The organism is Ktedonobacter robiniae (assembly GCF_016587375.1).
In the GTDB taxonomy this organism is placed as follows: domain Bacteria; phylum Chloroflexota; class Ktedonobacteria; order Ktedonobacterales; family Ktedonobacteraceae; genus Ktedonobacter; species Ktedonobacter robiniae.
Genome location: NZ_BNJG01000001.1, coordinates 258,747 through 283,087 on the forward strand (window position 1 = coordinate 258,747; position 24,341 = coordinate 283,087).

The following is a 24,341-nucleotide window of genomic DNA, read 5'->3' on the forward strand; positions in this document are numbered from 1 at the left end:
ATGCAGATCGCGGCTCGCATTCATACCAACCTACACGCAGAGTTGCCTCTACGCCTGTTCTTCGAGACACCAACTATCGCCCAGCAGGCAGAATTTCTGCTTCAGGCCAACAAATCCGGTGATGCCAGTACACAACTGCCAGAAATACGCGTCACGCCTCGCCAGGCCCAGGCAGACGGGACGGTGTTGCTCCCAACGTCCTTCGCCCAGCGAGATCTCTGGTTCATTGATCAGTTGGATGACAATACTACTGCTTACAATCTTCAGGCAACGATGCGACTGTGCCAGGCATTAAACCTGGATGCGCTACAGCAGAGCCTAGACGCATTAGTCATGCGCCATGAGGCCTTGCGCACAGTCTTCGCCACACAGCACGATGAACCAGTGCAAGTCATTGCTCCTGCACGCTCCATCCCTATCAACATCCACCACCTTGAAGACCTGCCTACCGAGGAGCGTGAGACCGAGGCTCACCGCCTTGTCACACATGAAGTACAGCGGCCTTTCGACTTGCAACATGGCCCGCTCTTCCGCGTTTCGCTCTTCCACCTGGATAGCGAAGAGCACCTCCTGCTCCTCACCATGCACCATATCATCTCCGATGGCTGGTCAATTAATTTGATACTTCGTGAGCTGGCAACGTTCTATAGCGCCTTTAATACAAGCGAGGCATCTATGCTCCCCAACGTTCCAGTACAGATGGGTGACTTCGCGGCATGGCAGCACCAATGGCTACAGGACGAGGTTCTCTCACAGGAGCTAGACTTTTGGAAGCAGGCGTTAGAGGGAGCGCCAACTCTCCTCGAGCTCCCAACCAATCGGCCACGACCCACGCAGCCTACGCATCAAGGTGCGTTGCACAGTTTCACCCTGCCCTCTTCGCTGAGTGAGGCTCTCAAGCATTTGAGCCAGCAAGAGAACGTCTCGCTCTATATGACGCTCACTACCGCCTTCCTGCTCCTGCTTGAACGCTACAGTGGGCAGCAGGATATCTTGCTAGGCACAACCTCCGCCGGGCGCGGGCTGACCCAGATCGATACCATGGTTGGCTACTGTATCAATACGCTGGTGTTGCGCAACGACCTCTCAGGCGATCCCAGTGTGCGTGAATTGCTCGCGCGCGTGCGGGAGAATGTCCTGGCCGCCCATGCACATCAGCATATGCCCTTTGACAGGCTCGTTCAGGAACTGCAACCAGACCGCTCACTTGGTCAGAGTCCGCTCTTCCAGGTCTTCCTGACCCTCGATCCCCCTCTGCCTGAGATCTCGTCCGCCTGGGACCTCACCCAGATGAATGTGCCAACTGGCGCAGCCATGTTTGATCTCTCGCTTGAGCTAGCTGATCGTCCCGCTGGCATTGAAGCCTTGCTCGAATACAGCACCGACCTCTTTGATGAGGGAACAATCGCCCAGATGGCTGATCACTGGCGACGCCTACTCGAAAGCATGGTAGCTCATCCTGAACAACAAGCGCGAAAACTTCCCATGCTCAGCGAGGCGGAACAACGCCAGCTCCTGCTCGACTGGAATAATACGCACGTCACCTATCCTCGAGAAGGCACTATCCAGCGTCTTTTCGAGGAGCAGGTCGAGCGCACGCCCGACGCGCTCGCGCTCATCGACGCCGAAGGGACCCTGACCTATCGTGACCTCAACGCGCGCGCCAATCAACTTGCGCACTTCCTCCGCCGTGAAGGCATCACACCGGAGACGCGTGTTGGCGTCGCTCTGCAACGCTCTCGCACCATGATTGTCGCCTTGCTCGCTATCCTCAAGGCTGGTGGCGCGTACGTCCCCCTCGATCCAACCTTCCCTCAAGAGCGCCTGCGCTTCATGTTACACGATGCCCAGGTCTCTCTCCTGCTCACCCAAGAACGCCATATCACCATGCTTCCTCTGGACAGCGACATCCACGCGTTCTGTCTCGACCGCGATTGGGAGCGCGTCGCCCAGGAGCGCACGGAGAATCCCGCTGTCGAGACCACGGGCGAATCGCTGGCCTACCTGCTCTACACCTCCGGCTCAACGGGTCAGCCCAAGGGTGTGCTCGGCACCCATCGCGCCAGCCTCAACCGCTTCCACTGGATGTGGACCCAGTATCCCTTTGCCGCCGATGAGGTCTGCGCCCAGAAGACGACTCTCAACTTCGTCGATGCTGTCTGGGAAATCTTTGGTCCGCTCTTGCAAGGTGTCAGGCTTGTGCTGGTCCCGGAAACCACTGTCAAGGATCCACAGCCGTTTCTGGATCTGCTGGCTCAGCACCGGGTCTCGCGCCTGGTCCTGGTCCCCTCGCTCCTGCGCGTCCTGCTGGAGAGCGAACCCAACCTACAAGCCCGCTTGCCCCATCTGCGCCACTGGATTTGTAGTGGGGAGGCCCTCTCCCTTGACCTGGTGCACCGCTTCCAGCAGGCGTTGCCTGAGAGTCGCCTCCTCAATCTCTACGGCTCCTCGGAGGTGGCCGCCGATGCCACCTGCTATGAGCTCGCCCCCCAGGCCGAACGTGTGCTCATCGGACGACCCATTGCCAACATGCGCGTTTACCTGCTCGATCAGCAGCGACGACTTGTGCCCGTTGGCGTTCCCGGAGAGCTCTACCTCGGCGGTGAGGGCGTCGCGCGTGGTTACCACCAACGCCCTGACCTCACCGAGGCCGTCTTCCTCGAAGATCCGCTCACTCCCGACTCTGGTCTGCGCTTCTTCAAGACAGGGGACTGGGCGCGCTACCTGCCCGATGGCACCCTGGAATACCTGGGGCGCGTGGATCAGCAGGTCAAGGTGCGAGGGATGCGCCTGGAACTCGGCGAGATCGAGGCTGTGCTCTCCCAACATGAGGCGTTGCGTGAAGCCGTTGTCGTAGCGCGTGAGGAGCGCCCCGGTGATACACGCCTGGTCGCCTATGTCGTCTGCCAACAGGGGCAGCAGGTAACCCAACAGGAGCTACGAGATCACTTGAGTGCTGCGTTGCCAGCGTACATGGTCCCGGCGCTCGTTGTCACACTCGATACGCTGCCGCTCACGCCCAACGGCAAGGTCGACCGCCGCGCTTTACCCAAACCAGAAAACGAACACCTGGATGTTAAAGAGACTTACGTCGAACCGCAAACGCTCATGCAGCGCCAACTGGTAGATATATGGCAAGACTTGCTGAATGTGCGCCCCATCAGTATCCGCGACGACTTCTTTGCCCTGGGCGGTCATTCCCTACTAGCCGCACGCATGATGGCTCAAGTACAACGAATGAGCGGTAAGTCCTTGCCACTCTCAATACTGTTTAAGAGCCCAACAATTGAGCGCCTGGCGGAGAGCATTCAGTCAGATGAGCGTAGCGAAACACGCACGCTGGTGGTCACAGTCCAGGCTAACGGTTCCGAGCGCCCGTTCTTCTTCCTTCATGGAGATTGGAATGGAAAGGCATTCTATAGCTTGAAACTCTCGCAGGCCCTGGGACCAGAGCGCCCATTCTACCTGTTGGAACCATACATCTATACGGGTCTCGATGTCATTCCCTCGCTGGAAGAGGTAGCGGCGGCGCACATCAAAGCCATGCGAGAGATCCAGCCCAAGGGTCCCTATCTGCTTGGCGGCTGGTGTAATGGCGCGCTGGTTGCCTACGAAATAACACGGCAACTTCAGGAGTCAGGGCAAGAGGTCGAGAAGCTGATCATGATGGATCCCGGAAGCGCACCCACTTTCTCGACGTGGCTGCGTAAAGGACTAAGTGGCCTCAATGCACTTCTCCACCTGGACGTGAAGTGGCAGGACAGGCTCTTCTTCCGCACGCTGCATGCCTATGAATATGTCAGATTGTGGAACTATCGCCAGCGTCTCCTCAAAAAGGAACGCGAGGCTCAGGGAACCCGTGATCCAGAGGAGGTAGAGCTACCGCATCCAAACTTCCAATGGGTCTTCCCGCCAGTAGAGAAATTGCACGAGAATTATAATAGCCTCTTCTGCTGGCTCGCTTCCGGCTATACCATTCGGCCACATCGCGGGCAGCTAGCGGTATTCTGGGCCAGGGAGGATAACGCGGGAAGGCGAGCCTTCTGGACCAGCCAGCTGGCAAACAAGCGAGATGTCGAAATCTATGAAGTCGAGGGCAACCATCTGACAAGCCGAACTAGATATATCCATGTTCTGGCCAATGCGTTACGCATCTGTATCAACAAAATCGGCAAAGAACACATAGAGGAGATTTAATATAAATCGGAATATATGTACATACGTATACCTCACTTAGCGAAAGTGCTGGAAATTATACATAAAGAAGCAGTATAAAGCGTGAGCTGTCTCCGTCGCTAAAGAGGGAAACGTTAGTACGTAAAGGTAAAAAACATAATAAGCACGCCAAAGAAGACAAAAATATGTTGAAAAAGTATAAGCTTCTCTGGGTCATCATCTTAGTGGGAAGCCTCGTCGTTGTCCTCAGCCTTTCCTGGCTAGAACTTCCTTGGATGGCAAATCACTTTGGATTTGCCTTACCAGGACAAGGAGGTCTCCCCTATCGCATCACATATGCAACTCGGACCTACGTCAACCACGCAACCTGTGCACACGCGGGCTGGTGTCAAACAGACACACAGCCCAATCTACTGTGTTGGAAGGAAGCGGATATCCGGCAGCATGATAACTGGCCACTCATTCGCATTGGCACAATCGCTACACTCTTTAGTTCACCATACTCCTTGATGGCGAAATCCAATGCTTCCAGCAAGCTAACAGTAATTGTCATCTATCTCGTCTTTGACAGAAACTGTTATGTTCCCTATGCCTTGGAGGGAGGGCCATAATCGCCTCTCCCTTATTTCGCGTGAGGGAAAGGCGAATGCTCACGCAAGAATTGAAGGATAAGTTGTCCTGCACCCTGAGCATGTGGATCAAAATAGGGATAGTTCATTTCATCATTACAGGCATGTGTGGGGGTATCAAAGCTTGTCAGGTGTGTCCAATCCCATGAAGCACTCCCATCACCGTCGCTACGAATAAGTGCGCCCGGAGTAAGCGCCCAGGCTATCAGCCCGATATGCAACTCCTGCACATACCCGAGAAATTGAGGAACAACCGTACCGGCGTTTGCGATACAACCACTCCCTGGCGTTTCGTTCCATTCACCAATGACAAAGGGAACATCTAGCTTGCGTACTGACAGCCCCCACCAGTCCTCCCAATCATCTTGCATTGCATGCTGCGTATTGCTTAAATAGGGATGGATTGCATAGACAATGTTCACCCCCGTCAACAGATAATCGCGAAAGTTGTAATAGTCGAAGCTTTCGCCCGCACCTTGACCCTGCGCCAGTATCAGATTTTGCGCTCCGGTCTTACGTATGGTATCCACAAGTTGCTGCATTCCCACGTAATTTACACCATCATGCACCCCGCCATTCCGCCAGAGCTTCCAGTCGTAAAAGCCCCGTGGCTCGTTGAAAATGTCAAAAAAAACCTTCTGGTTGCCCTTATAACGCCCCGCGACAACCTGCCAGAAAGTGATATCAGCCGGAGTTGCCATAATCTCATTGCTAGACGCCTCAGTTTGCAGATTGAAGATCACATTCATTTGCTCCTGCATCGTCCACGCTACAGCCCTATCCATTGCCGCCAGGTAGTCTTCATCCAATGTTGTCGGGTTTTGACGATCGGGAAAGAGGTTCACTCGCGAAACCTGAAACGTGATTACATTAGCGTGCCAGAAGGTTCGCGCGGCCTTGATCTGATCCTGAGTAAAGTTTATGTAATCCGGGCTTTGACGCCAGTTGGGCTGGAACAGGGCTGTACTATGCACACCATAAGGGATATATACCTTCCCTTGATTATCAAAGATCGTCTTACCTTCAACATAGTATGAGGGAATAGACGAGGGCTTATGCTTCGAGACTATAGGAGAGGAAGAGGATGCAACCTCGTTGAAAGCCACCAACCTTATAGTTGCTATTACGCTTGCCACAACGAGAACGAGAACGAGAAGTAAGAGCCAGGTTTGCTTAATTCTTCCTATAAACATGAGTGCTCACTTTGCGCCTGGGCGCTCTTTAAGGTTGACAGCCGTGATCAAACCGCAATTACAACCTTATTCCGCTTTACCTCTCCCTCTGAGGGGGGCTCCATGTAATAACCAGCGCCAGATACCGATATGACTGGCAAGCTTTGACGTGACAATAAAGGGAGAGTACAACAAGACGGCAGGATGTTCACGCACTGTCAAACGCACGATATTGAGCGTAGCCCCCAGAGAAATAGGCAGCATCATCAGTGGATAGAGATATGGGTGCTGAACCATGGACAGGATCTTGTTGCGTCGTGATAATCCTGGATAGAGACGCTTTACATGGAGGCCGCTCACACGCCCATAAAAGTAACTATAACGCAGCAACGCGCTTAGCGTCGTGCGCCGATGGTCATGTATAACCTTGATGGTTGGCTGGTAGAGCGTTCTATATCCATGTGCTTGCAACCGAAAGCAAAAATCCATATCCTCCTCTGAACGTAGCGTCTCATCAAACCCGCCGACTTCCATAAATACCTCTCTCTCTACACCAAGACTAGCAGAACAGACCACCATTGCCCTTTCTTTACCGACTTGATAGAAACCAAAGCGGCTAAAGTCCACGCAACGCGCAAAAAATGCTCTCGACTTGCCCGCGATCAGGCCTCCCACGGCCCCTATCCCCGGCCGCTTCAGTGCTGCAACGTTCTCTTCAATCCAGTTAGCAGCCGGGGCACAATCATCATCGAGGAACAAGAGATACTTGCCCATTGCCTCGTGCGCACCAATGTTTCGTGCCTCACCAGGATAGTAAATGGGCTTCGTTTCGACGGCCTTAATGGCATAGTGTTGAGATAGGACACTGCTCTGCGCGCCGACAAGCACAATCTCTACAAGATCCGCTGGATAGGTCTGTTGCCCCAAACACGCCAAAACAACCTGTGCCTGCTCCTTACGAGAGAAAGGGATAATAACACTGACATGAGGTTTGGTCATGCGATAGCGCTCCTTAATCATCAGCGAGCACGCGAGAAGGTTGATCTGCTCCTTGCCACGACGGGCTCCTGGTCCATTCCTTTCGTAGGGGGCAGACCAGCTGCTAATTCATAGATTCGACGAGTTGCTCGCGCACAACTCTCGCAGGTAAATGGCTCAACCTGTGTTTTGCCATGTCGCACCAATTGCTCGCGTAGTGCCTGGTTGGTAACAACCTCAACGATAGCTTCAGACAACTTCGAGGTGTCCTCGCAATCGACACGCATAACGGCATCCCCAGCGATCTCCATACTGGCGGCTCCAGGGCTAGCAATGACAGGCGTCTCACAAACCATTGCCTCAAGAGCTGGCAGACCAAAACCTTCATGCTTTGAGGGCACAACCAGGATCTCGGCTGCGGCGTACAACGCGCCCATATCCTCATCAGGAATCCAACCAGCCAAATGAATACGCTTGTGAAACGGCGAGGTCTTCGCCTGCTGGACGACGTCAGCACTACCATGTCCCTCGCCACCCGCCAGCACCAGATTCAGATCAGGTAACCGATCAGCGATGGTATTGAAGGCTGCGATAAGCGTCTCTACGTTTTTACGCGGCATGATACGACCTACATGCAGAATATAACGCTTGCCGTAACGCTGGTGCATCCTCGCTTGTGCTTCATTCGCTACCGTATCCAGGCGCAACAAGGGACGGATGGCGTTATGAATCAAGTGAATTCGTTCATCTTCAATGCTCCAAAGCGTTCGCAATTCTTCGCTTGTCTGCTCTGATATCGAGATGACGCATTGCGCACGACGCACGCTTTCACGCAAGAGATACTGCCAGTACAGACGTGCATACAGGGATGATTGTTGGGGAACTTTGACAAACGCCAGATCATGAACTGTGATAACGAGTGGACCGTGCCAGCCAATAGGCGCAGCAAAGGCCGGAACGTGGAGAACATCTGGCTTCAATTTCTTAAGGATATCCGGCAATGTCAACTGGTGCTGAATCAAAATTCCTCGCCAGGTACGCAACTTCACTGGATAGATAGTGATAGAAGGCGCGTTGGCAAGCTCTTTATATTCTTTAGGACGTGTTGTGATAACGATATATTCGTTTGTCTGGTCAGTTCGTGCTAATCCTTCTAATAAAGCGCGAGTAGCAAAAAGCATCCCACCAGGTTCTTTTTCCGCGATTATTAAATCAATTGCGACACGCATACAAGACTCCTCTTAATTAGTGCGAAATCATTATTTCCAAGATCGTTTGTTTGTACATATCTTTTTCCCACATATACTTCCTTCCACATTAAGCGGCTTTGCCTGTCCGTTTCAAGACTACCTGACGAATCAGTCGAATATCCTTCAGTGATACCGCCCTGGTTAGAGAACAACCAACAAGCACAAGTACAAAGAACACAGGTGCGAGATAGAATAACGACCACTGCACTTGCCAGATCAGAAAGAGTGCACCAGGAATAGTCCCAACAATAATCTGTGCGAAGACACGCAGAATACGCCAGAGTTGAACATCGCGCGCGAGTAGTAATGAGAAGGAGCAGACAGAGAATGCTTCGCTTATGACGGCGGCAATCGCCGCCCCTGTTGCGCCCCATAGTGAAATAAACATCACATTTGAGACAATGTTGACGATCAGAGTTGCACCTGTAATGAGAGGAATTCTGTTCTCTTTATTGGCTGCCATACAGGTTCGCACCGCTAATTGCGTAAAGAAGCCAAAAGTAATACCTATCATTAAAAACTGGGTTGACGCGACAGCCATCGTATATTCAGGACCTGCAATCAGCCCCACAATCTGGGGAGCCATGATAACTACAAACATCGCCAATGGAACAATCCCAAGCGCCAGGATACGCGTTGACTCATAATAGAGATTTGAGAAAGCATTGAAGCCCTCTTCAAACGTCTTGCTCAGATAGGGGAATAACCCACTTACATAAGCAAAGACAATATTCATGAGTGGATTGGTAATTCTCAGGGCAAGCGAATAGATCCCTACGTTCAGCATTCCCCCCAGAGGCCGCAAAACTAACACATCCATCTGTCCAGTGAGAAGCGCAAGGGCGTCGTGGCCAGTGAAGACAAGGCTTTCAGTAATAATCTTCCACATACGCTTGGGCCTGAAGCGAAGGCGTATCTTATAACGCCGCGATGAAAGGATCACAAGAATAATAAAGTAGGGAATATCAGAATAGGCAATTAAGACATACATCCAGAGGAAGGAGAGGTGCAGATACACGGCCAACCCGATCATCCCGGCTGTTGTTATGCGGTTGATTGTTGTCAACAGCGATATTGCACCAACTCGTTGTTCCGTACCAAAAGCAGTTTCATAAACACAGCGCACACAATTAAAAGAGTAACTAAAGAGCAGTGTGCCATAACCGAGAAGGAGCAGACTGCGTTGCTCGCTCTCTATTGGAATAAGGCAGGTCACCAATGCTGCTCCAACTGCGACCATGACGCCGGTGAGCAGGCGTGTGCTTAGCGCGTCGCTAAGAGTTTCACTCCACTGCTCACGCTTTTGTCGGCTCAAATAGCGACTGATTAAGGGATCCATGCCAGTCAAGGAGAGCAATGCGCATATCGCCAGGACCGTTAGCATAAAATTATATTCGCCGTAGCGCACAGGTCCAAAGGAGCGAGTAAGCATCGCGGTTGTTGGAAAAATGATTGGTATCGCAATTGCCCATGAGATCAGCTGAATAATGATTGAGTGGCTGGTTTTGCGCGCGCTAGGGGCCACCGCATCCGCTCCAAGGTCAAGTGCCGGGAGCGGCATTGTCAATTCTCTTGACGCATCATAGCTCTGTAGTCTTGGTGATGGAGGGAGATAGCCCTTTGCGGATTGAATGCGCTCACTATTGAGTGCTCGCATATATGGCGTTGGCAAACGTAAGGTTATCTTCCCTGTATCAGTCATCCCAGGGATAAAAGCAAGCCTGGCTTTCTCCTGCTCATTTTCTTGATCGACCTGCACCTTTGCTACGCGCTGAGCCAACACGCTCCGAGGTGCTATGGTTGTCACTCGTGTTGCCCTCGAACGCACCCGCACGGCACCTCCAACAGCGACACCTGCGATGAGAAAGAGCCATGTCGTTGATTCCGGCTTGTCAAATGGCACATCCGTCAGGCAGATACAGAGATATCCAATCACCATCAAAATGGCCGCCAGGTGGATCACACGCGTTTCGCGTGCGGCGATATACGCTCGCCGGCAAATCACAAGCAGGCTTAGCATCAGAAGAACACCTGCAATACACCAGAAGACCCCGCTCTCCATTGCCCATTCCAGATACTGGTTATGCACGCTGATTCCCGATGGATTGAGGCGATCCGCAAGGCTCACGACGTAGGTACTGTAATAGTTGGGGAACTGAGCCATGCCGATGCCTACCCAGGGGTTCCCCTCAATCAAATGTAGAGCCTTGTCCCACAGAAAGAAGCGATTGCTATCAGACGCCTCGCCATGCAAGAATTTAGGAAGCAAGGTATTAAAGAGAAGCGCGGCCCCAAGTGCCAGGACACCTAGAGTAGCGAGCAACGTCTTATAACGTCGCGTCATCAGGAGCGCTACGATCAAGAGGAGTAGAGCTATCGCGCATGCCATACGCGTGCCACTCAGCAGCAGTTCCGCAGCCGAGGCTATACTCACACAAAATCCCACCACGCGGTCTCGCCTGCGCGTGCCAAGTAGCCAGCAAGCCAGAGCTACCGCGAACACCACTATTATTGAATAGGCGAACGTGGTAGGGGAGTCGAATGGTCCGCTTAAACGCCCCTCTTGCGTCACCTCAATGGCCTGGCTTGGCACTAGCAGTTCCGGCATGGGAAGTTTTAGCGCCTGCCCTAAGCCAATCGACAACATCGGCACATTGGACAAAAGCGCGAGCGTCAAAAACGAGGAGACATCTTTGACATAGCTGGCAAAGAATGTACCAACGAAGAAGGATAACACCAGCAACAGCGCGCCATAGAGCCGCTTATTCGCTCCATACGAGTTCAAATCGCCTATCTGCGGCACGTGTATAAAGGATATGACGGCAATAATGAAGAATATCGCCATCAACACGTGGGGCGCTCGTAGGTGGAATGTAGGGCGACGCACAATAATGAGGCCCACACATAGGAACAATGCGGCTTCAATTGGACGCATTGTATGTCCCGGTACCGGCACAAGAAACGACGGCAGGCCCGCGCCCATACAGACCAGGATTAAGGCCATGAATGGATAGCGCAGTGTCAAAGCGACGACGCCCGCACCCATAAGCCCTCCAATGGCAAGGGGCGGCGAGACAATACCCGCGCTCCCCGCAACCACCAGAAGCATGAACAGGATAAAAAGCAACAACAATAGGGCCTGTGGTAGCGAAAAGGTAAAGTTTTCGGCAAGCATCTGCCGGAGTGGCTGAGGAGAAGGGCTTCTCCTCACCGCTCGCGTCTCAGTAGACATATCCATGGCTAGTTTCTATTCTGCTGATAAGACTGCTCCGGTACAGAAGTGACATGTTGCGGACGTCCCCACTTGTCATCCTCCTCCGCCTCTTTAGCGCTCGGTGCCTTCCAACCACTCGCTCGCGCGATACCTACACGCGGGTTAGTCTGGGCTTCGACCTGGGGGGCATGCTCTTCACTCTGTTCAAAAGATGGCGGGCTACTACTCTTTCGCGCTTCAGGAGTCAGAGTGGCAGAGTTGGCGACCAGTGCGGGCGGGGTAATCTCCTCCGAGGCGAGTAGAGCAGTCGGCACGTCAGGCGTGGGGGGAGCGGAAGAGGAAAGTACTAGGCCCGGTTTAGGAGAAGGGGAAGGGACAGGTGCGACTGCTACCTCTTCTGCTGAGCGCAGGGGCGCGTATTTAGCGACAGGAACCGTGTCTACAACTACGCCTTCCTCCTGTTGCTGGCCTGCATAGAAATAAGAATGATGTTTCTCTTTCTGACGATTGACCACGACGCCAACGAGAGGAGCAGAGAGGCGCTGGAGCAAGGCCTGGGCGGTTTTCAGGCTATCCTTGCTTGTCTTTCCAGCCTCCATCACAAGCACACATCCATCACAGAGCGCGGCGAGCGTACTGACATCAGCCTGCCTATCTAGCGAGGGCGCGTCAAAAATAACCAGGTCTACCGCTGAACTGCCTCCCGGCGCGGTAATATCCTGCACCAGCCAATCCACAAGCTTCCGTAGCTCCATCGAGCGCAGAACAGTCAGGGGAGAAACCGAGAAGGTTCCAGCAGGCAATAGCCAGAGATTCGGCATCGGCGTTTTCCATTGGCTAAGCCACGCGGGCAACTGAGAGCGCTGCTTCTTCAACACATAGACATCTGACAATACTGTTGCTAAACCGCGCGCGTTATTCGCCTTAAACACCTGGTGCTGCGCCGGTCGACGCAAATTGGCGTCAATCAGCAACACGCGCAATCCAGCCTGTGCCAGAGAGATTGCTAGCTGAGATGCAATCGTCGTAACGCCATCGCGACCACGCATACCCGTTACAAGCAGAGAGCGCTGGCCCGCATACAAAGCCTGGAAATTGGCTCCAACAACCGTAAATGCCTCGTCCAGTACCTCATCATTGGCAACTAGGGGCGGAACCAGCGTTGAGACACCCTTGCGTAGTGGAATACTACCCAATGACTCAAGCTGAGCAAGCCGGGACACATCTTCTGGCGTCTTAATCGAAACGTCAATCCAGTCAAGCAGAATCGCAAAGACACACATCAAAACCAGGCTTAATCCGAAGCCCAGGGCAAGGTTAGTCGTCAAACTGGTGCTATTGGGCGTGGTTGGTGGCAACGCCTGCTCTTCAAGGAAGAGTCCGTTCTCCAACATGGAGAGCTGGATCTGCACATTGTTATAGGTCGCCTGCAATCCGCTGACGGCGGTCTGATCACCCGCGCTCTGAGCGGTTGTTATTTCGGGCCGGAGTTTGTCAAGGATACCCTGTAGGCGCTGGGCCTCGCTCCCCTTCTCATACTCAATAAAAGCATTGGCAACGGCATTGGCCTCAAAGGCAGACTTTTGCGCGTCTTCCGTTATCGCGTGTACACCGATAAGCTGGGTGCCATCGAGAGGCGCGGCAGTGATAGAATCTTGCAGATCCTTTACCGATACTCCCGATTTCTGCGAAGCCGCTTTGAGGACGTCGTTATTCGTCATCTTGAGAGCATAGCCGACAGCGATTGTCTGGTTGCTAAACACATCATTCGTGCTATCGCCGCTGGCGATAGAGACTTGGATCGTGGCAACGGCCTCATACTTTGGCGCTCTCATGACACTGACCACACCCGTCAGCACTGAGCAGAGCACGACGCCAACGATGATCAGCAACAAGTAGCGCTTCAGGACCCAAAGGAAATGCTGTATATACATTTGCATTTTTGCACTCTCTTTTTAAAAAGCTCCTGCCCCGTTAAGAACGACAGGGAGTGTCTTTAGTAGAATTTGAAGGTCCATTCTTAGCGAACATTCCAGAACATAGGTACAATCTAAAATATTCCGCTGCTCATAACTGGTCATCGAACGCCCACTGACCTGCCACAGGCCAGTCAGACCGGGCTTAACCATCTGACGCAAGGGAAAGAGCTCGCTAAAGGCTTCGATCTCAGAAAATTGGATCGCCCTGGGACCAACCAGGCTCATATCTCCACGCAACACGTTCAACATTTGCGGTAGCTCGTCAAGACTCGTACGGCGGAGAAACCTTCCAATTCTTGTAATGCGAGGATCATTTTGCAATTTGCCATTCATCTGCCACTCAGCTAACAAAGCTGGATGCTGCTTGAGGTACTCATCCGCATTGACGATCATAGTGCGTAATTTGTACAAATAAAAAGGCTTCCCATAACGCCCGACCCGTTTCTGCTTATAAAAAAGAGGTCCTGGATCTTCGCAATACATAAGAATACCGACAAACATCAATGCTATACCTAACAGAGCCAATCCACACAGAGCTCCAGTAATATCAAGCGCTCGTTTCGCCATATGGTAGGCTCGTGAAACACGCGCCTCCTGCCACTGCATATCGTGAAGCGCAATAAAAGACATCAGCAATTGCGGTTGTCCATAGTTAAGCGTATTATACACCCTTTGATTCACCATGCCCTGATCTCCTCCAACATACACTTTTATGCTTGCCTTCATAAGCAGTGCTCTTTACTTAACGCTCCTGTGCAAACAAGCTAGCATTATTATCATATATGCTTTGCGCATATATTGATGTTAAATCGTTCACAATATGCTTCCAATTATGATGCTTTTCAATATACATATGCCCATTTTGAGAAATCATCTGCCACAATGCCTGGTCGTCTAGCAGGCATAACACAGCTTGTGCGAATAGCTCTGGTTCATCGGCAACTAGAATATCTTGTCCAGGCACAGCCTTTAAACCGGCGGTGACGTGAGAGCTGGCAACAACTGGAGTTCCCAGAGCCATAGCCTCGAGAGCCTTATTTTGCACACCTACGGCATATGGTAAGGGACAGACCGCCACATGGGCCTCTCTGATGGAAGAACGAAGATCATCAATATATCCGGTTACGCCAACACGTGGGTCCCGCGCCAGGGAACGCACGCTGGCTGGTGGCTTACTACCAGCTATCACCAGGCGTACCTGTGGACGCTCACGCCATATCAAAGGCATGATGTTTTTCGCCAGGTGTAGCGCCCCTGCTACATTGGCGTGAAAGCTCATCTTGCCTGAGAAAATGAGCGTATCCGGCTGCCGTTCCCCTTGATAGTATTGGTAATACTCCTGATCCACGCCATGCGGCAGAACGGTAATGGGTGCGGGAGGCCGCTTGTCCTCTCCGAGCCTGGCATCCTGTGCGATAGCACTAAGCGCCTGTTGATCGCGAGGAGAGGTCACTAGAACGTGCTGAAAGCGCCGGAGCTGAGTATGCTCATAAGCGCGCGTGCGCGAGGCTTCCCTTTTGCCAATGAAACGCAGCATTGGGGTCACACCATATTTCGCGCCCTGCTCGTATAGCAGGCTAATGCAATCTACCGCATCCCAAACTACCGGAAGTGGTAGCTGTTTTGGAAGAGCACCGAGCGCGCGAATAAACTCAACATGCACAAGGTCAAAGTCTCCGCCAGCCATATGCTCATTGAGAGCTGCACATAGGCGAGGAGAAGCATCGAAGGCCACCTGTAATGGCTGAGACGTGAAGATAGCACGCAATGTACGCCATACCTTCCACACTCGCTTGTCCTCAACAGCGTATATCGCCAGACCTTCATCTCGCAGAGCTTGTACATCGTGAGCTTCGCGCTTATTGGAGCATAGTACCAATGCCGTTACATTGTGCTGTTTTGCCAGTTGACTAACAAATCCATATGATCGAATTCGAATACGCGATAATGGATAAGGTGCAACAAACAAAATATGCATGGATAGTCTCCATTGTCGTTTAGACAAAAATACCATGACAGAACTTCCACAAAGTTCAGTTGAACACCAAGCATTCTGATTGAAAGGCTCGTTATGCGATCACAATGGAACAAGGTGAGGCAGCTTTGGCCTTTTGCGAATGACGGCAAAGCGCTCGGCCTTCTTCACCCGCTCCCCTTTTTGGCGGCCTTTCGATTTTCCGCGTGGTTGAGGGGCACAAGCAGGAGTCCCCAGGGTGCGCAACAATTTGTCCATGCCGCGTCTGATCTGCTGAGGCGTGGGCTGCCGCTCTCGATTTTCCCAGGGACGCAACTGGGGTTGCACCAAGCCACGTGCCAAGACCAGCTGATTGTGGACAATGGCAACCACCTGGCTCCAGCGCTCGAATTGTTCAGGAGTGCGCAAACGAGCTTGCTCCCACAAGAGCGCCTGTTTGTCAAAGCGATAGCCATGCTCCTGGCCAAAGCGCAGCACATAGCCCAAGGCAATCTGCACCACATCGGCTTCTTGATCCCCAATCCAGACAAACCAACTGCTACGGGGATCGCGTTCCTTGTTGCTGGCATGAGGCCGCACCACACGGACCACGGTCAGTTGCAGCCAGCGAGCGGCTTTCACATGCATGTGCTTCCAGAAGGTGACTTGCACCGGGCGACCCTTGGTATCGGTACCGCTAAAGACCCCATCAGGGTGTCCATGCGTACTCGTGTCTTTGGGTTGGAGCTTGTCTCCATCTTTGCGTGGGGCTCCTCTTTTCCCCGTTGGTGGGGGAGCCTCCCGATACAGGCAGCGGTTGCTTTTGAGCCGACCCAGCACACCCGCCTGCAAGCCGCTACAGCGACACCACAACCAGGTCGCATCGTAGCCTCGATCCAGCAAGACAATGGCCTTGGCTCCCAATTGGGGAACCAGGCTCGCCAGTTGCTCGTAAGCGACTTCAATGGCTGTGGTCTGCGAATCCACTCGTCGTTGATCCAAGATGTAGGTCCAGCTACTGGGAACGCTTGGCAAGGCGACCACGGTCGAGAACTGCCAGCCAAAGGTCACGGGCTTCTTACACTCAGGCAGATTCGGCACGTGTTGAGCCGTCCGATCTGCCGAGGTGGCTGCCTCAGCACGGGCAATGCTACTGGCATCAATCCCGATCCATACCCAGCTCCCCGGCTTTGGTGGCTTGAGGTAGCGTACGAAGATGCTTCGCAAGCGCCCTTCATCAATGCGTCCTCTGACAAACGCTTTGTAGAGGCTGGGCCATTTGCGCTCAAACCACAACGATTGCGAGAGTTCAGCAAAGGAGGTGGCTTGCGGGGTGCTCATGAGAGCATCCACCGCATTCCACAACGCGTCCGCAGATCGCAGAAAACAGGCATAGGCCTCGTGACGAAATCCTTTCAATGTGGTACAACTGTCCATGGAAGCAAAGTCCTTTTTGGGTTTTGTAATTACAAGAACTTTACTTCTTTGAGGCAGCCCTCCGCAAGGTTGGGGTGCCTTTTGTTTTCTTTTGTCTAAACGTCAATCTCCAAAACTTCATAAATATTTTTTAACAATTAACGGTGAGATTTTTCCTAACTACTCTTCCAGGGCCAAGATATAACCTCCATGGACTCCCTACGCCTACCTCAATATTTGTATCTATATAAGATATCGCTAAAGTAGCCTATATTGTCTCACTATTTGCTTGGTTTTTTATCATTTCTCCTATTTCGAGGCTTTAGCCCTTATGAAATTTATTCCCTTTATCAATAATGAGAATATTTCTGGGAAGGTTGCGTACACTCCCTCGTCCTCATATTACTCCTGAAAACATGCTATGATTACCTATATTCTAACGGTGACGCAACAATATCTAGCCGAACAATGGAGATCTCAACAATGTCAGCATTGCACATGGACGCCCACCGTTTCCGCGTCGAGGATGTCGGAGAACACTGTACAGCATCCCTGACCACCACCACTCTCACAGATGGTGTGCACCTCATTCATTTACACCTTTTATCAAACACCCAGACCGCGAACTACCTGCCACAAGTCAAACTGCGCTGGGAACTCCCCATCCACGATATTTATACCCACTGGCACCCTGCAAGCGACCGCAATAAAACACTGTTGCCCGATTGGATGCACGGCTATAAAGCAAAGGTGACTTCACAGATGCCAGTCAGTTCACTTCTGAACGCTCAAAATGAGAATCGCCTGACCTTTGCATTCTCTGATGCGCTGGAAACAATTGAAGTACGCGTTGGCGTGAACGAGGAAACGGGCATGCTCCACTGTGCCCTCCATCTCTTCCAAGAATCTTCGCCCTTCCTCGCCAGTTATGAGGCAACGCTACGCTTCGATACTCGGGCAATTCCTTACTATGATGCGCTCGCAGATGTCCAGCACTGGTGGGCAACACAACCCGGCTATACCCCCCAACCCGTCCCCGAACGGGCTCGCTTACCGATGTACTCTACATGGTATAGTATTCATCAGGCCCTGACTCCGGAGAATGTTGAAGAGCAGTGCCGCATCTCCAAAACCCTTGGCTGCGAGTCAGTAATTGTGGATGATGGCTGGCAAACGACGGATAATGCTCGTGGCTATGCCTATTGTGGCGACTGGCAGGTGGCGCGCGAAAAAATACCAGATATGCGTGCCCATGTTGACCGCGTACACAAGCTAGGTATGAAATATATTCTCTGGTATTCGGTCCCCTTTATTGGGATGTATAGTCAGGCCTGGGAAAGCTTTAAAGATCGCTTACTCTACACAATGCCCGGCCTGATGAGTACAGGTGTTGTCGATCCACGCTACCCCGAAGTACGCGAATATTTGATCCAACTTTACGAACAGGCGGTTCGCGAATGGGACCTCGATGGCTTTAAATTGGACTTTGTGGATAGCTTCCGCCCCTCCGACAATGAACCTGCTTCCTTACAACCAGGTCAGGATGAGCTCTCTGTAAACAAAGCTGTCGATCGCTTGCTTACCGATATCACGACACGCCTGCACGTCCTCAAGCCAGATATCTTGATCGAGTTCCGCCAATCCTATGTTGGCCCTCTGATGCGTAAATATGGCAATATGTTTCGCGCCAGTGACTGCCCTTATGAGTTTGTGACGAACCGTGTACGCACTCTGGATATTCGCTTACTCTGCGGCTCGACGGCTGCTCACTCCGATATGCTGATGTGGCATAAAGATGAAACTCCTGAGGTGGTCGCCTTACAGTTCATCAATATTCTTTTCTCGGTACCTCAAATCTCGATCTTGCTCGATCAACTGCCTGAGTCACACCGCAACATTGTGCGCTTCTGGCTCTCGTTCTGGCGTGAACATCGCGATGTGCTTCTGGATGGCAAGTTGATGCCCCTCAATCCCGAATCTTCTTACCCTGTCGTACTCGCCTCTACTCCTACGAAACAGGTGATCGCGGCCTACCTGGATACTGTCCTTAAACCTATCGGCGAGGTTCCTGCACACCTGCTTATTGTCAATGGCACCCTTGAACAACGCCTCATTCTTGAACTATCCACTGATATAGGTGAGCGCGCAGTGAAAACCTTTGACTGCCAGGGTCATCTCGTACGTTCCGAAACGTTACATCTCACAGCCGGGATCCATCGTCTCGCTATCCCACCCGCTGGTGTGATAAACGTTCGAAAGAAACAATGTCATATGTTGACAGATAGAGCCATTTATGATACATTCACTTCATGAAACTGAGTCAATACGCAAAGGAACAAGGTATTAGTTACCGAACGGCATTTCGTTGGTGGCAAGCCGGACAGATCAAGGGGTATCAGGCCCCTTCGGGCACGATTATTATCACTCCTGAAGAGCCGCTATCCCAGGTTGAAAAGGTTGCCATTTATGCCCGTGTCTCGACAAGAGAACGCAAAGACCATCTTGAGCGCCAAGTGGAACGTCTGAGGTCCTATTGTGCGGCGAAAGGGTATCAAATTAGTCTGAGTGTCAAAGAGATCGCTCCAGGAGTTAATGATAGCTGCCCCAAACTGCTTGCTCTCTTGAAGGATACGAGCGTTACCCGCATTGTTGTTGAGCATCGCGACCGCCTGACTCGCTTTGGGTTCCCCTATCTGGAAACGCTCTTAGAGATGCAAGGACGAACTATTGAAGTGATGAATCAGGCAGAGGATGAGAAAGAAGACTTGATGGCTGATTTGACAGCTATCTTGTATTCATTGACGGCTCGGATGTATGGGCAACGGCGTGCCAAGCGCAAGACCGCGAAGATACTTCAGCAATTAGAAGCAAAGGATGAAGAGGAGTAAGCATGCAACTGGTCGAACGTCACTGTATTCATCAGGGCAATACTCGCTATGCTGCTCTGGATGCGGCTGCTTTTGCTTCCAAAAACCTCTACAATCTGGCAAATTACCACATGCGCCAATCCTTCATTCAGACAGGAAAATACCTTGGCTATGCAGAAGTTTATCATCTGGTCAAACACACTGATGCCTATCAAGCACTTCCTCGCAAGGTCAGCAATGATGTGCTCAGGCTACTCGACAAGAACTGGAAGGCCTTTCGCAAAGGGCTGGCAGCTTACTACGAAACTCCCTCCAAATTCTTGGGGCGTCCCAAACTGCCAAAGTACAAAGAGAAGCAGAAAGGGCGCAATATCCTCATCTATGATATCCAGGCCCTCTCAAGGAAAGCTCTGAAGAAAGGAATGGTTGCCCCTTCACAACTTGGCATTGAGGTTGCTACTGAACACAAGAAGGTCAAGCAAGTCCGTATTGTCCCTCGCACTGGCTTGTATATTGTTGAGGTTGTCTATGAGCAGGAGCCACAACAGGCGAATGTTGATCCTTTGTTGGTCGCGGGTATTGATATTGGATTGAACAATCTGGCGACGCTAACTTCAAACAAAGCAGGTTTTGTGCCTGTACTTGTTAACGGGCGTCCCTTGAAACGAATCAATCAGCACTACAATAAAGAACGCGCACGCCTGCAAAGCCATCTGAGTAAGCAGAAACGCTTTACTTCGCCACGGTTGGAACGCCTGAGCAACAAACGGACCAGCCAAATTGATCAGTACTTGCATACGCAGAGCCATCGCATTATTGAGCGGCTGGTCTGGGAGGGCATAGGAACGCTTATCATTGGCAAAAATGATGGATGGAAGCAAGAGATCAATCTTGGCAAACGGACTAATCAGCAGTTTGTGCAAATTCCCTTTGCGCGATTCATTGACATGCTCACCTATAAGGCTGAGATGGTAGGAATCAAGGTGATCCTTCAGGAAGAAAGCCACACGAGCAAATGCAGCTTTCTTGACCTGGAACCCATCTGCCATCATGAGCGATATATGGGCAAGCGCATCAAACGAGGCTTATTCCGCACCAGTACAGGCAAGCGGATCAATGCGGATGTGCATGGCAGTCTCAATATCATCCGAAAAGCAATCCCTCACTCCTTCGGGCAAGGGATCGTGGGCGTGGCAGTCCGTCCCGTGGGTGCTCCCACATACTGAGCAATGTTTGTCATTGTTTAGGTGAACTGTTATCTCCTTACACTTACGAGACCAATCAGGCTTATCATAACAATTTACGTACCCAGCGCATAACAAGGCAATCTTCATTGCCTTGTTTGCATGAAATAATGCTTTTATGCCACCCCATCTGAATAGTTACAAGAAAAAGGACATCTTCCCAGGCTTGGGGCCAGTTAGGCAAAAGCATCACAGCGCGACACACCCAGTATCGCTCGTGCAAGGATCTGGCAGAAGTGTTCTGCCAGATCCTTTTTGTGCTACCAAAAGAGCGGGTCTCTGAGAGTCGTCTCTAGCAACAACATGCATCGCACCTCTCAATCGCACAACCTTGCATCACTACGACACCTGCCCCCACGTGAATTGCTCCCAGCCCTGTACCTGGGTCACATTTGCATCCAGGGGCGTATTGCTTTGGTCAGTTCGTGCGCTCACATAGTTGTTATTGGCCACGGCTTGCAAGGAGACCGTCCCATTGCTCTGTGGAAGCCACATGAACTCTTCCCAGGCCTGTACCTGCGTAGCAATTGCTTCCAGCGGCGAATTGGTTTGATCTTTGCGGGCGCTCACATAGTTGTTATTCGCGTGTGCCCTCAAAGCGATGAGTCCATTGCCAGCATCAATCACATCAAACTCTTCCCAGGCCTGCACCTGGGTCACGTTTGCATCCAGGGGCGTATTGCTTTGGTCAGTTCGCGCGCTCACATAGTTGTTATTGTTCGTTGTTTTGAGCCAGATGGTATGGCCCACCGGAGCTCCAGAACCACCACCTGTTTGTGTTCCACTCCATTTAAAGGTTACAGCTGCACCCGCTGGCAGTGTATAGGCAAACGATTCCCCGCCCCACTGCACATTGAAGGTCTGGCTGCTGGATGCGGAGTTATAGGCAACCAGTACTTTGGTTCCATCGGGATTCTTGAAGGCGACATTCTGAATGCCATTGCTACCAGCGCTGGAATCAATATGGTAGGCACCAGGGATGACGAACTTGCTGGCCTGCCCCAGACCGTAGTAATCTCCGTTATACGTGACGTTGCCATTGTTCTGATCCACGCTGACAACGCCACGACAGGTGGAGCAGGCCGCACCTGTACCGAGATTCGGCTGGCCATTGGGATCGAGCACCATGCCCCAGCGGACAACCGACTTGCCCCAATTGCGCACAACGCCGATCAGCAGTGACATCGTGTTGGGGAAGCCATTGCTATTTTCCCATGATCCACCAGAACATTCGGTTTCCCAGGTATCTTTGTTGGGGAACGAGTTATGCACCGACGTCTGCGCATCGACAGTACCACCATAACAGTGCCAGGCGGTACCAGCGGTATAGGGATTGGCGGTTGAGTCACTCAGAATGGTGGTAGGATAGCCTGATTGATCCCAGTTGTGATCGTAACCCAGGATTTTCGTTGTAATGCCGTTACTGGCAAAGGCCGGCCCCAGGCTATTTTTGATAAAGTTGGTCTCATCGCTCGCCGGAAAAGACATCCCAGGATAGCCATTGGGCACATAGAGAGGCTCGTTTTGCGGTGTAATGGCATAGATGGGCAGTCCCTGTGCCTGATATGCCTGAATGTACTTGACGAAGTAGTTGGCATAGGCACTATAGGCGCTCGTGTTGAGTGTGCCACCCTCCATCGAGCCAGTCGACTTCATCCAGCCAGGAGGACTCCAGGGCGTGCCCATAATCTTGAGAGCGGGGTTGATCTGCAACGCCTGTTGGAGCACTGGAATGATGTAAGCGGAATCGTGGGCGATGGAGAAGTGCGCCAGTGTTGGATCGGTCTGTCCACTAGGCATGTCATCATACGAATACTCACCCACGGCAGGAGCTGGCCGCGTGAGATCTGAAGCGCCTATAGGCTGGCGGAGGAAATTCAGACCAATGCCGCTATTGCTACTAAAGAGATTATTCATCAATGTAGAACGCTGGCTACTGCTCATCTTGTTGTAGACAAGCCACGCCGAGGAGTCTGTAAAAGAGGCTCCAAAGCCATCCATCTGTTGATAGGTCTGATTCTCGTTGACGGTAATCACGTTTCCAGAAGTGTTGCTAGAGGAAAACGTGAGGTTAGATTGTTGCGCAAGATGTGTGCTCAGATCGCCGGTGGTGAGCCACACGCTAACCGTTTCGCCAGCAGCATGCGCCTGATACGTACTCAAGAAGAGGGCAAAGACACTACTTACGATAACAATACAGATCACGGTAATATGAAGTACTTGTACAGGTACTTTGCGCAAAAAGGTCGACCAGAACATATAATCCTCCTTGATACTTTTGTCGGTCGGACACAAACAAATGCAACAGGCTCCTTCCCCATAATGCGGGTTGACTAAACATCATTATTCCGTCGATAGCATGAGACCCCCTTCTCCCCAATGGGGTTGCATCAAGACGCATTCAATCCTCCTAATGTATTTGTCTTTTCCAGATATGTATAGCGCCTTTATCAGCATTCCTACACAATACTAGCGCTCTACAAAATATACCTATCCTCCTTCCCAAATGTCAATATGTCTAGACCTCTATACCATGGTCCACCTACACTTCCCTCATAGTAGGATGGCACCCTCAGGGGCATTCTAAACTGTATTCTGTCTTCAAACCTTTTTCTAGTTGTAGAGAGAGGGAGAGGTAAAGTTTGCGTCTCCCGGAGTGTCACTCCAGAGCTTTTCATCCTACCAGGAAACACATTTGCTTCCTGGTGAGGGAGATTATACGCTTTTTAGGTAAACGTTCACCTAATTTGCTTTTCCATATGGAGATGCAAAGTGATCTAAAATGCCAATTAACCTGGCCTGATATTCGATTTTAGTCAGACCTGACTGCTCAATCTTAGAAAGCAGAAAGAGAAACACCCTCGATTTCTTGACAATGATGTTTTTCTATGTTAATTTTCTCTATAAGGAAGAGTAAACGTTACCCCTTTTTCTCTATGAATGAGAGCAGAACAATGGCGAGCATTACAGTTGTCTCTTTGGCTGAAAGAACTGCCAGGAGATAGCCGTTCTGCAGTAATGGGAGCGTTTGTTATTCGTATGTTTTCTCCCATTTGAGCAATAGCTCTTTCTCTGGCTCCTTTTATTCTTTTGTCGACGTTTGACAAAGAAACTATCTGTGAGGAGGTTTTTTGAAGCTATGAAGCTGATGCCTTTGCGGCGTGTCAGAAGCCAGGGAACACTTTAAGCCATAGTATTTTATGCGAACTCACCACCCATATCACGGCTCGTTTTTCTCCCTGTCCTTCTAGGCGTCTGACTTACACGATCTATTTTTCGAGCATGTTCATGTTGAAGAATGCTATCTAACATGCTTACGGCATGACATAAGAACCACATTATTATTTGTCGCAATTCTAGGAATTGATTCAACCAACATACATGCTCTCTTTTACAAAAGCGGCTTTGCAATGCCCACATTTTTGGATGAAAGGAGGATCAATACCCAGCAGGATATACTTC

Annotated in this window: 14 protein-coding genes; 5 read left to right on the forward strand and 9 right to left on the reverse strand. The window is 51.4% G+C overall.

From position 1 onward, the window contains the following. Both JMJ04_RS01130 and JMJ04_RS01135 read left to right on the forward strand, forming a co-directional pair. Positions 1-4,197, forward strand: a complete 4,197-nt coding sequence (locus JMJ04_RS01130) for a non-ribosomal peptide synthetase (RefSeq protein ID WP_201368731.1) — start codon at positions 1-3, stop codon at positions 4,195-4,197. Positions 4,198-4,361: 164 nt separating this feature from the next. Continuing rightward, complete coding sequence (locus JMJ04_RS01135; RefSeq protein ID WP_201368732.1) at positions 4,362-4,787, forward strand: hypothetical protein; 426 nt, start codon at positions 4,362-4,364, stop codon at positions 4,785-4,787. Positions 4,788-4,798: 11 nt separating this feature from the next. On the opposite strand, the gene JMJ04_RS01140 is transcribed toward JMJ04_RS01135, so the two are convergent. The 8 genes from JMJ04_RS01140 to JMJ04_RS01175 all read right to left on the reverse strand — a co-directional run bounded on the left by JMJ04_RS01140 (position 4,799) and on the right by JMJ04_RS01175 (position 16,789). Further along, positions 4,799-5,998, reverse strand: coding sequence for a glycoside hydrolase family 5 protein (locus JMJ04_RS01140; RefSeq protein WP_201368733.1), 1,200 nt, complete (start codon positions 5,996-5,998; stop codon positions 4,799-4,801). A gap of 66 nt (positions 5,999-6,064) precedes the next feature. Then, on the reverse strand, positions 6,065-6,976 hold the full coding sequence (locus JMJ04_RS01145) for a glycosyltransferase family 2 protein (RefSeq protein ID WP_201368734.1): 912 nt from the start codon (positions 6,974-6,976) through the stop codon (positions 6,065-6,067). A 20-nt stretch (positions 6,977-6,996) separates the two neighbouring features. Continuing rightward, positions 6,997-8,184 (reverse strand): glycosyltransferase family 4 protein, encoded by a 1,188-nt coding sequence (locus JMJ04_RS01150; protein WP_201368735.1) that lies wholly within the window; start codon positions 8,182-8,184, stop codon positions 6,997-6,999. Positions 8,185-8,272: 88 nt separating this feature from the next. After that, positions 8,273-11,443 carry an oligosaccharide flippase family protein gene (locus tag JMJ04_RS01155; protein ID WP_201368736.1) on the reverse strand — a complete coding sequence of 1,057 codons (3,171 nt, stop codon included), beginning with the start codon at positions 11,441-11,443 and terminating at the stop codon, positions 8,273-8,275. 2 nt (positions 11,444-11,445) lie between these two features. Then, a complete protein-coding gene (locus tag JMJ04_RS01160) occupies positions 11,446-13,359 on the reverse strand; it encodes a tyrosine-protein kinase domain-containing protein (RefSeq protein ID WP_201368737.1) in 1,914 nt (637 codons plus the stop codon). Between the two features lie 15 nt (positions 13,360-13,374). After that, positions 13,375-14,082, reverse strand: coding sequence for a sugar transferase (locus tag JMJ04_RS01165; RefSeq protein ID WP_201368738.1), 708 nt, complete (start codon positions 14,080-14,082; stop codon positions 13,375-13,377). A gap of 58 nt (positions 14,083-14,140) precedes the next feature. Then, the gene (locus JMJ04_RS01170) at positions 14,141-15,187 is read right to left on the reverse strand and encodes a glycosyltransferase (protein WP_201368739.1); all 1,047 of its coding nucleotides are present in this window, start codon (positions 15,185-15,187) and stop codon (positions 14,141-14,143) included. A 288-nt stretch (positions 15,188-15,475) separates the two neighbouring features. Next, the gene (locus JMJ04_RS01175) at positions 15,476-16,789 is read right to left on the reverse strand and encodes an NF041680 family putative transposase (protein WP_201368740.1); all 1,314 of its coding nucleotides are present in this window, start codon (positions 16,787-16,789) and stop codon (positions 15,476-15,478) included. Positions 16,790-17,251: 462 nt separating this feature from the next. Between JMJ04_RS01175 and JMJ04_RS01180 the strand changes: the two genes are divergently transcribed. The 3 genes from JMJ04_RS01180 to JMJ04_RS01190 are packed head-to-tail and all read left to right on the forward strand — an operon-like array spanning position 17,252 to position 20,861. Continuing rightward, a complete protein-coding gene (locus JMJ04_RS01180; protein WP_201368741.1) occupies positions 17,252-19,081 on the forward strand; it encodes a glycoside hydrolase family 36 protein in 1,830 nt (609 codons plus the stop codon). Beyond that, positions 19,078-19,656, forward strand: a complete 579-nt coding sequence (locus JMJ04_RS01185) for an IS607 family transposase (protein WP_201368742.1) — start codon at positions 19,078-19,080, stop codon at positions 19,654-19,656. The genes JMJ04_RS01180 and JMJ04_RS01185 overlap by 4 nt, the downstream gene beginning before the upstream one ends. Before the next feature lie 2 nt (positions 19,657-19,658). Beyond that, the gene (locus JMJ04_RS01190; protein WP_201368743.1) at positions 19,659-20,861 is read left to right on the forward strand and encodes an RNA-guided endonuclease InsQ/TnpB family protein; all 1,203 of its coding nucleotides are present in this window, start codon (positions 19,659-19,661) and stop codon (positions 20,859-20,861) included. Positions 20,862-21,218: 357 nt separating this feature from the next. Here JMJ04_RS01190 and JMJ04_RS01195 read toward each other — a convergent pair whose 3' ends face one another. Next, on the reverse strand, positions 21,219-23,138 hold the full coding sequence (locus tag JMJ04_RS01195) for a glycoside hydrolase family 30 beta sandwich domain-containing protein (RefSeq protein ID WP_201368744.1): 1,920 nt from the start codon (positions 23,136-23,138) through the stop codon (positions 21,219-21,221). Positions 23,139-24,341 lie beyond the last annotated feature (1,203 nt).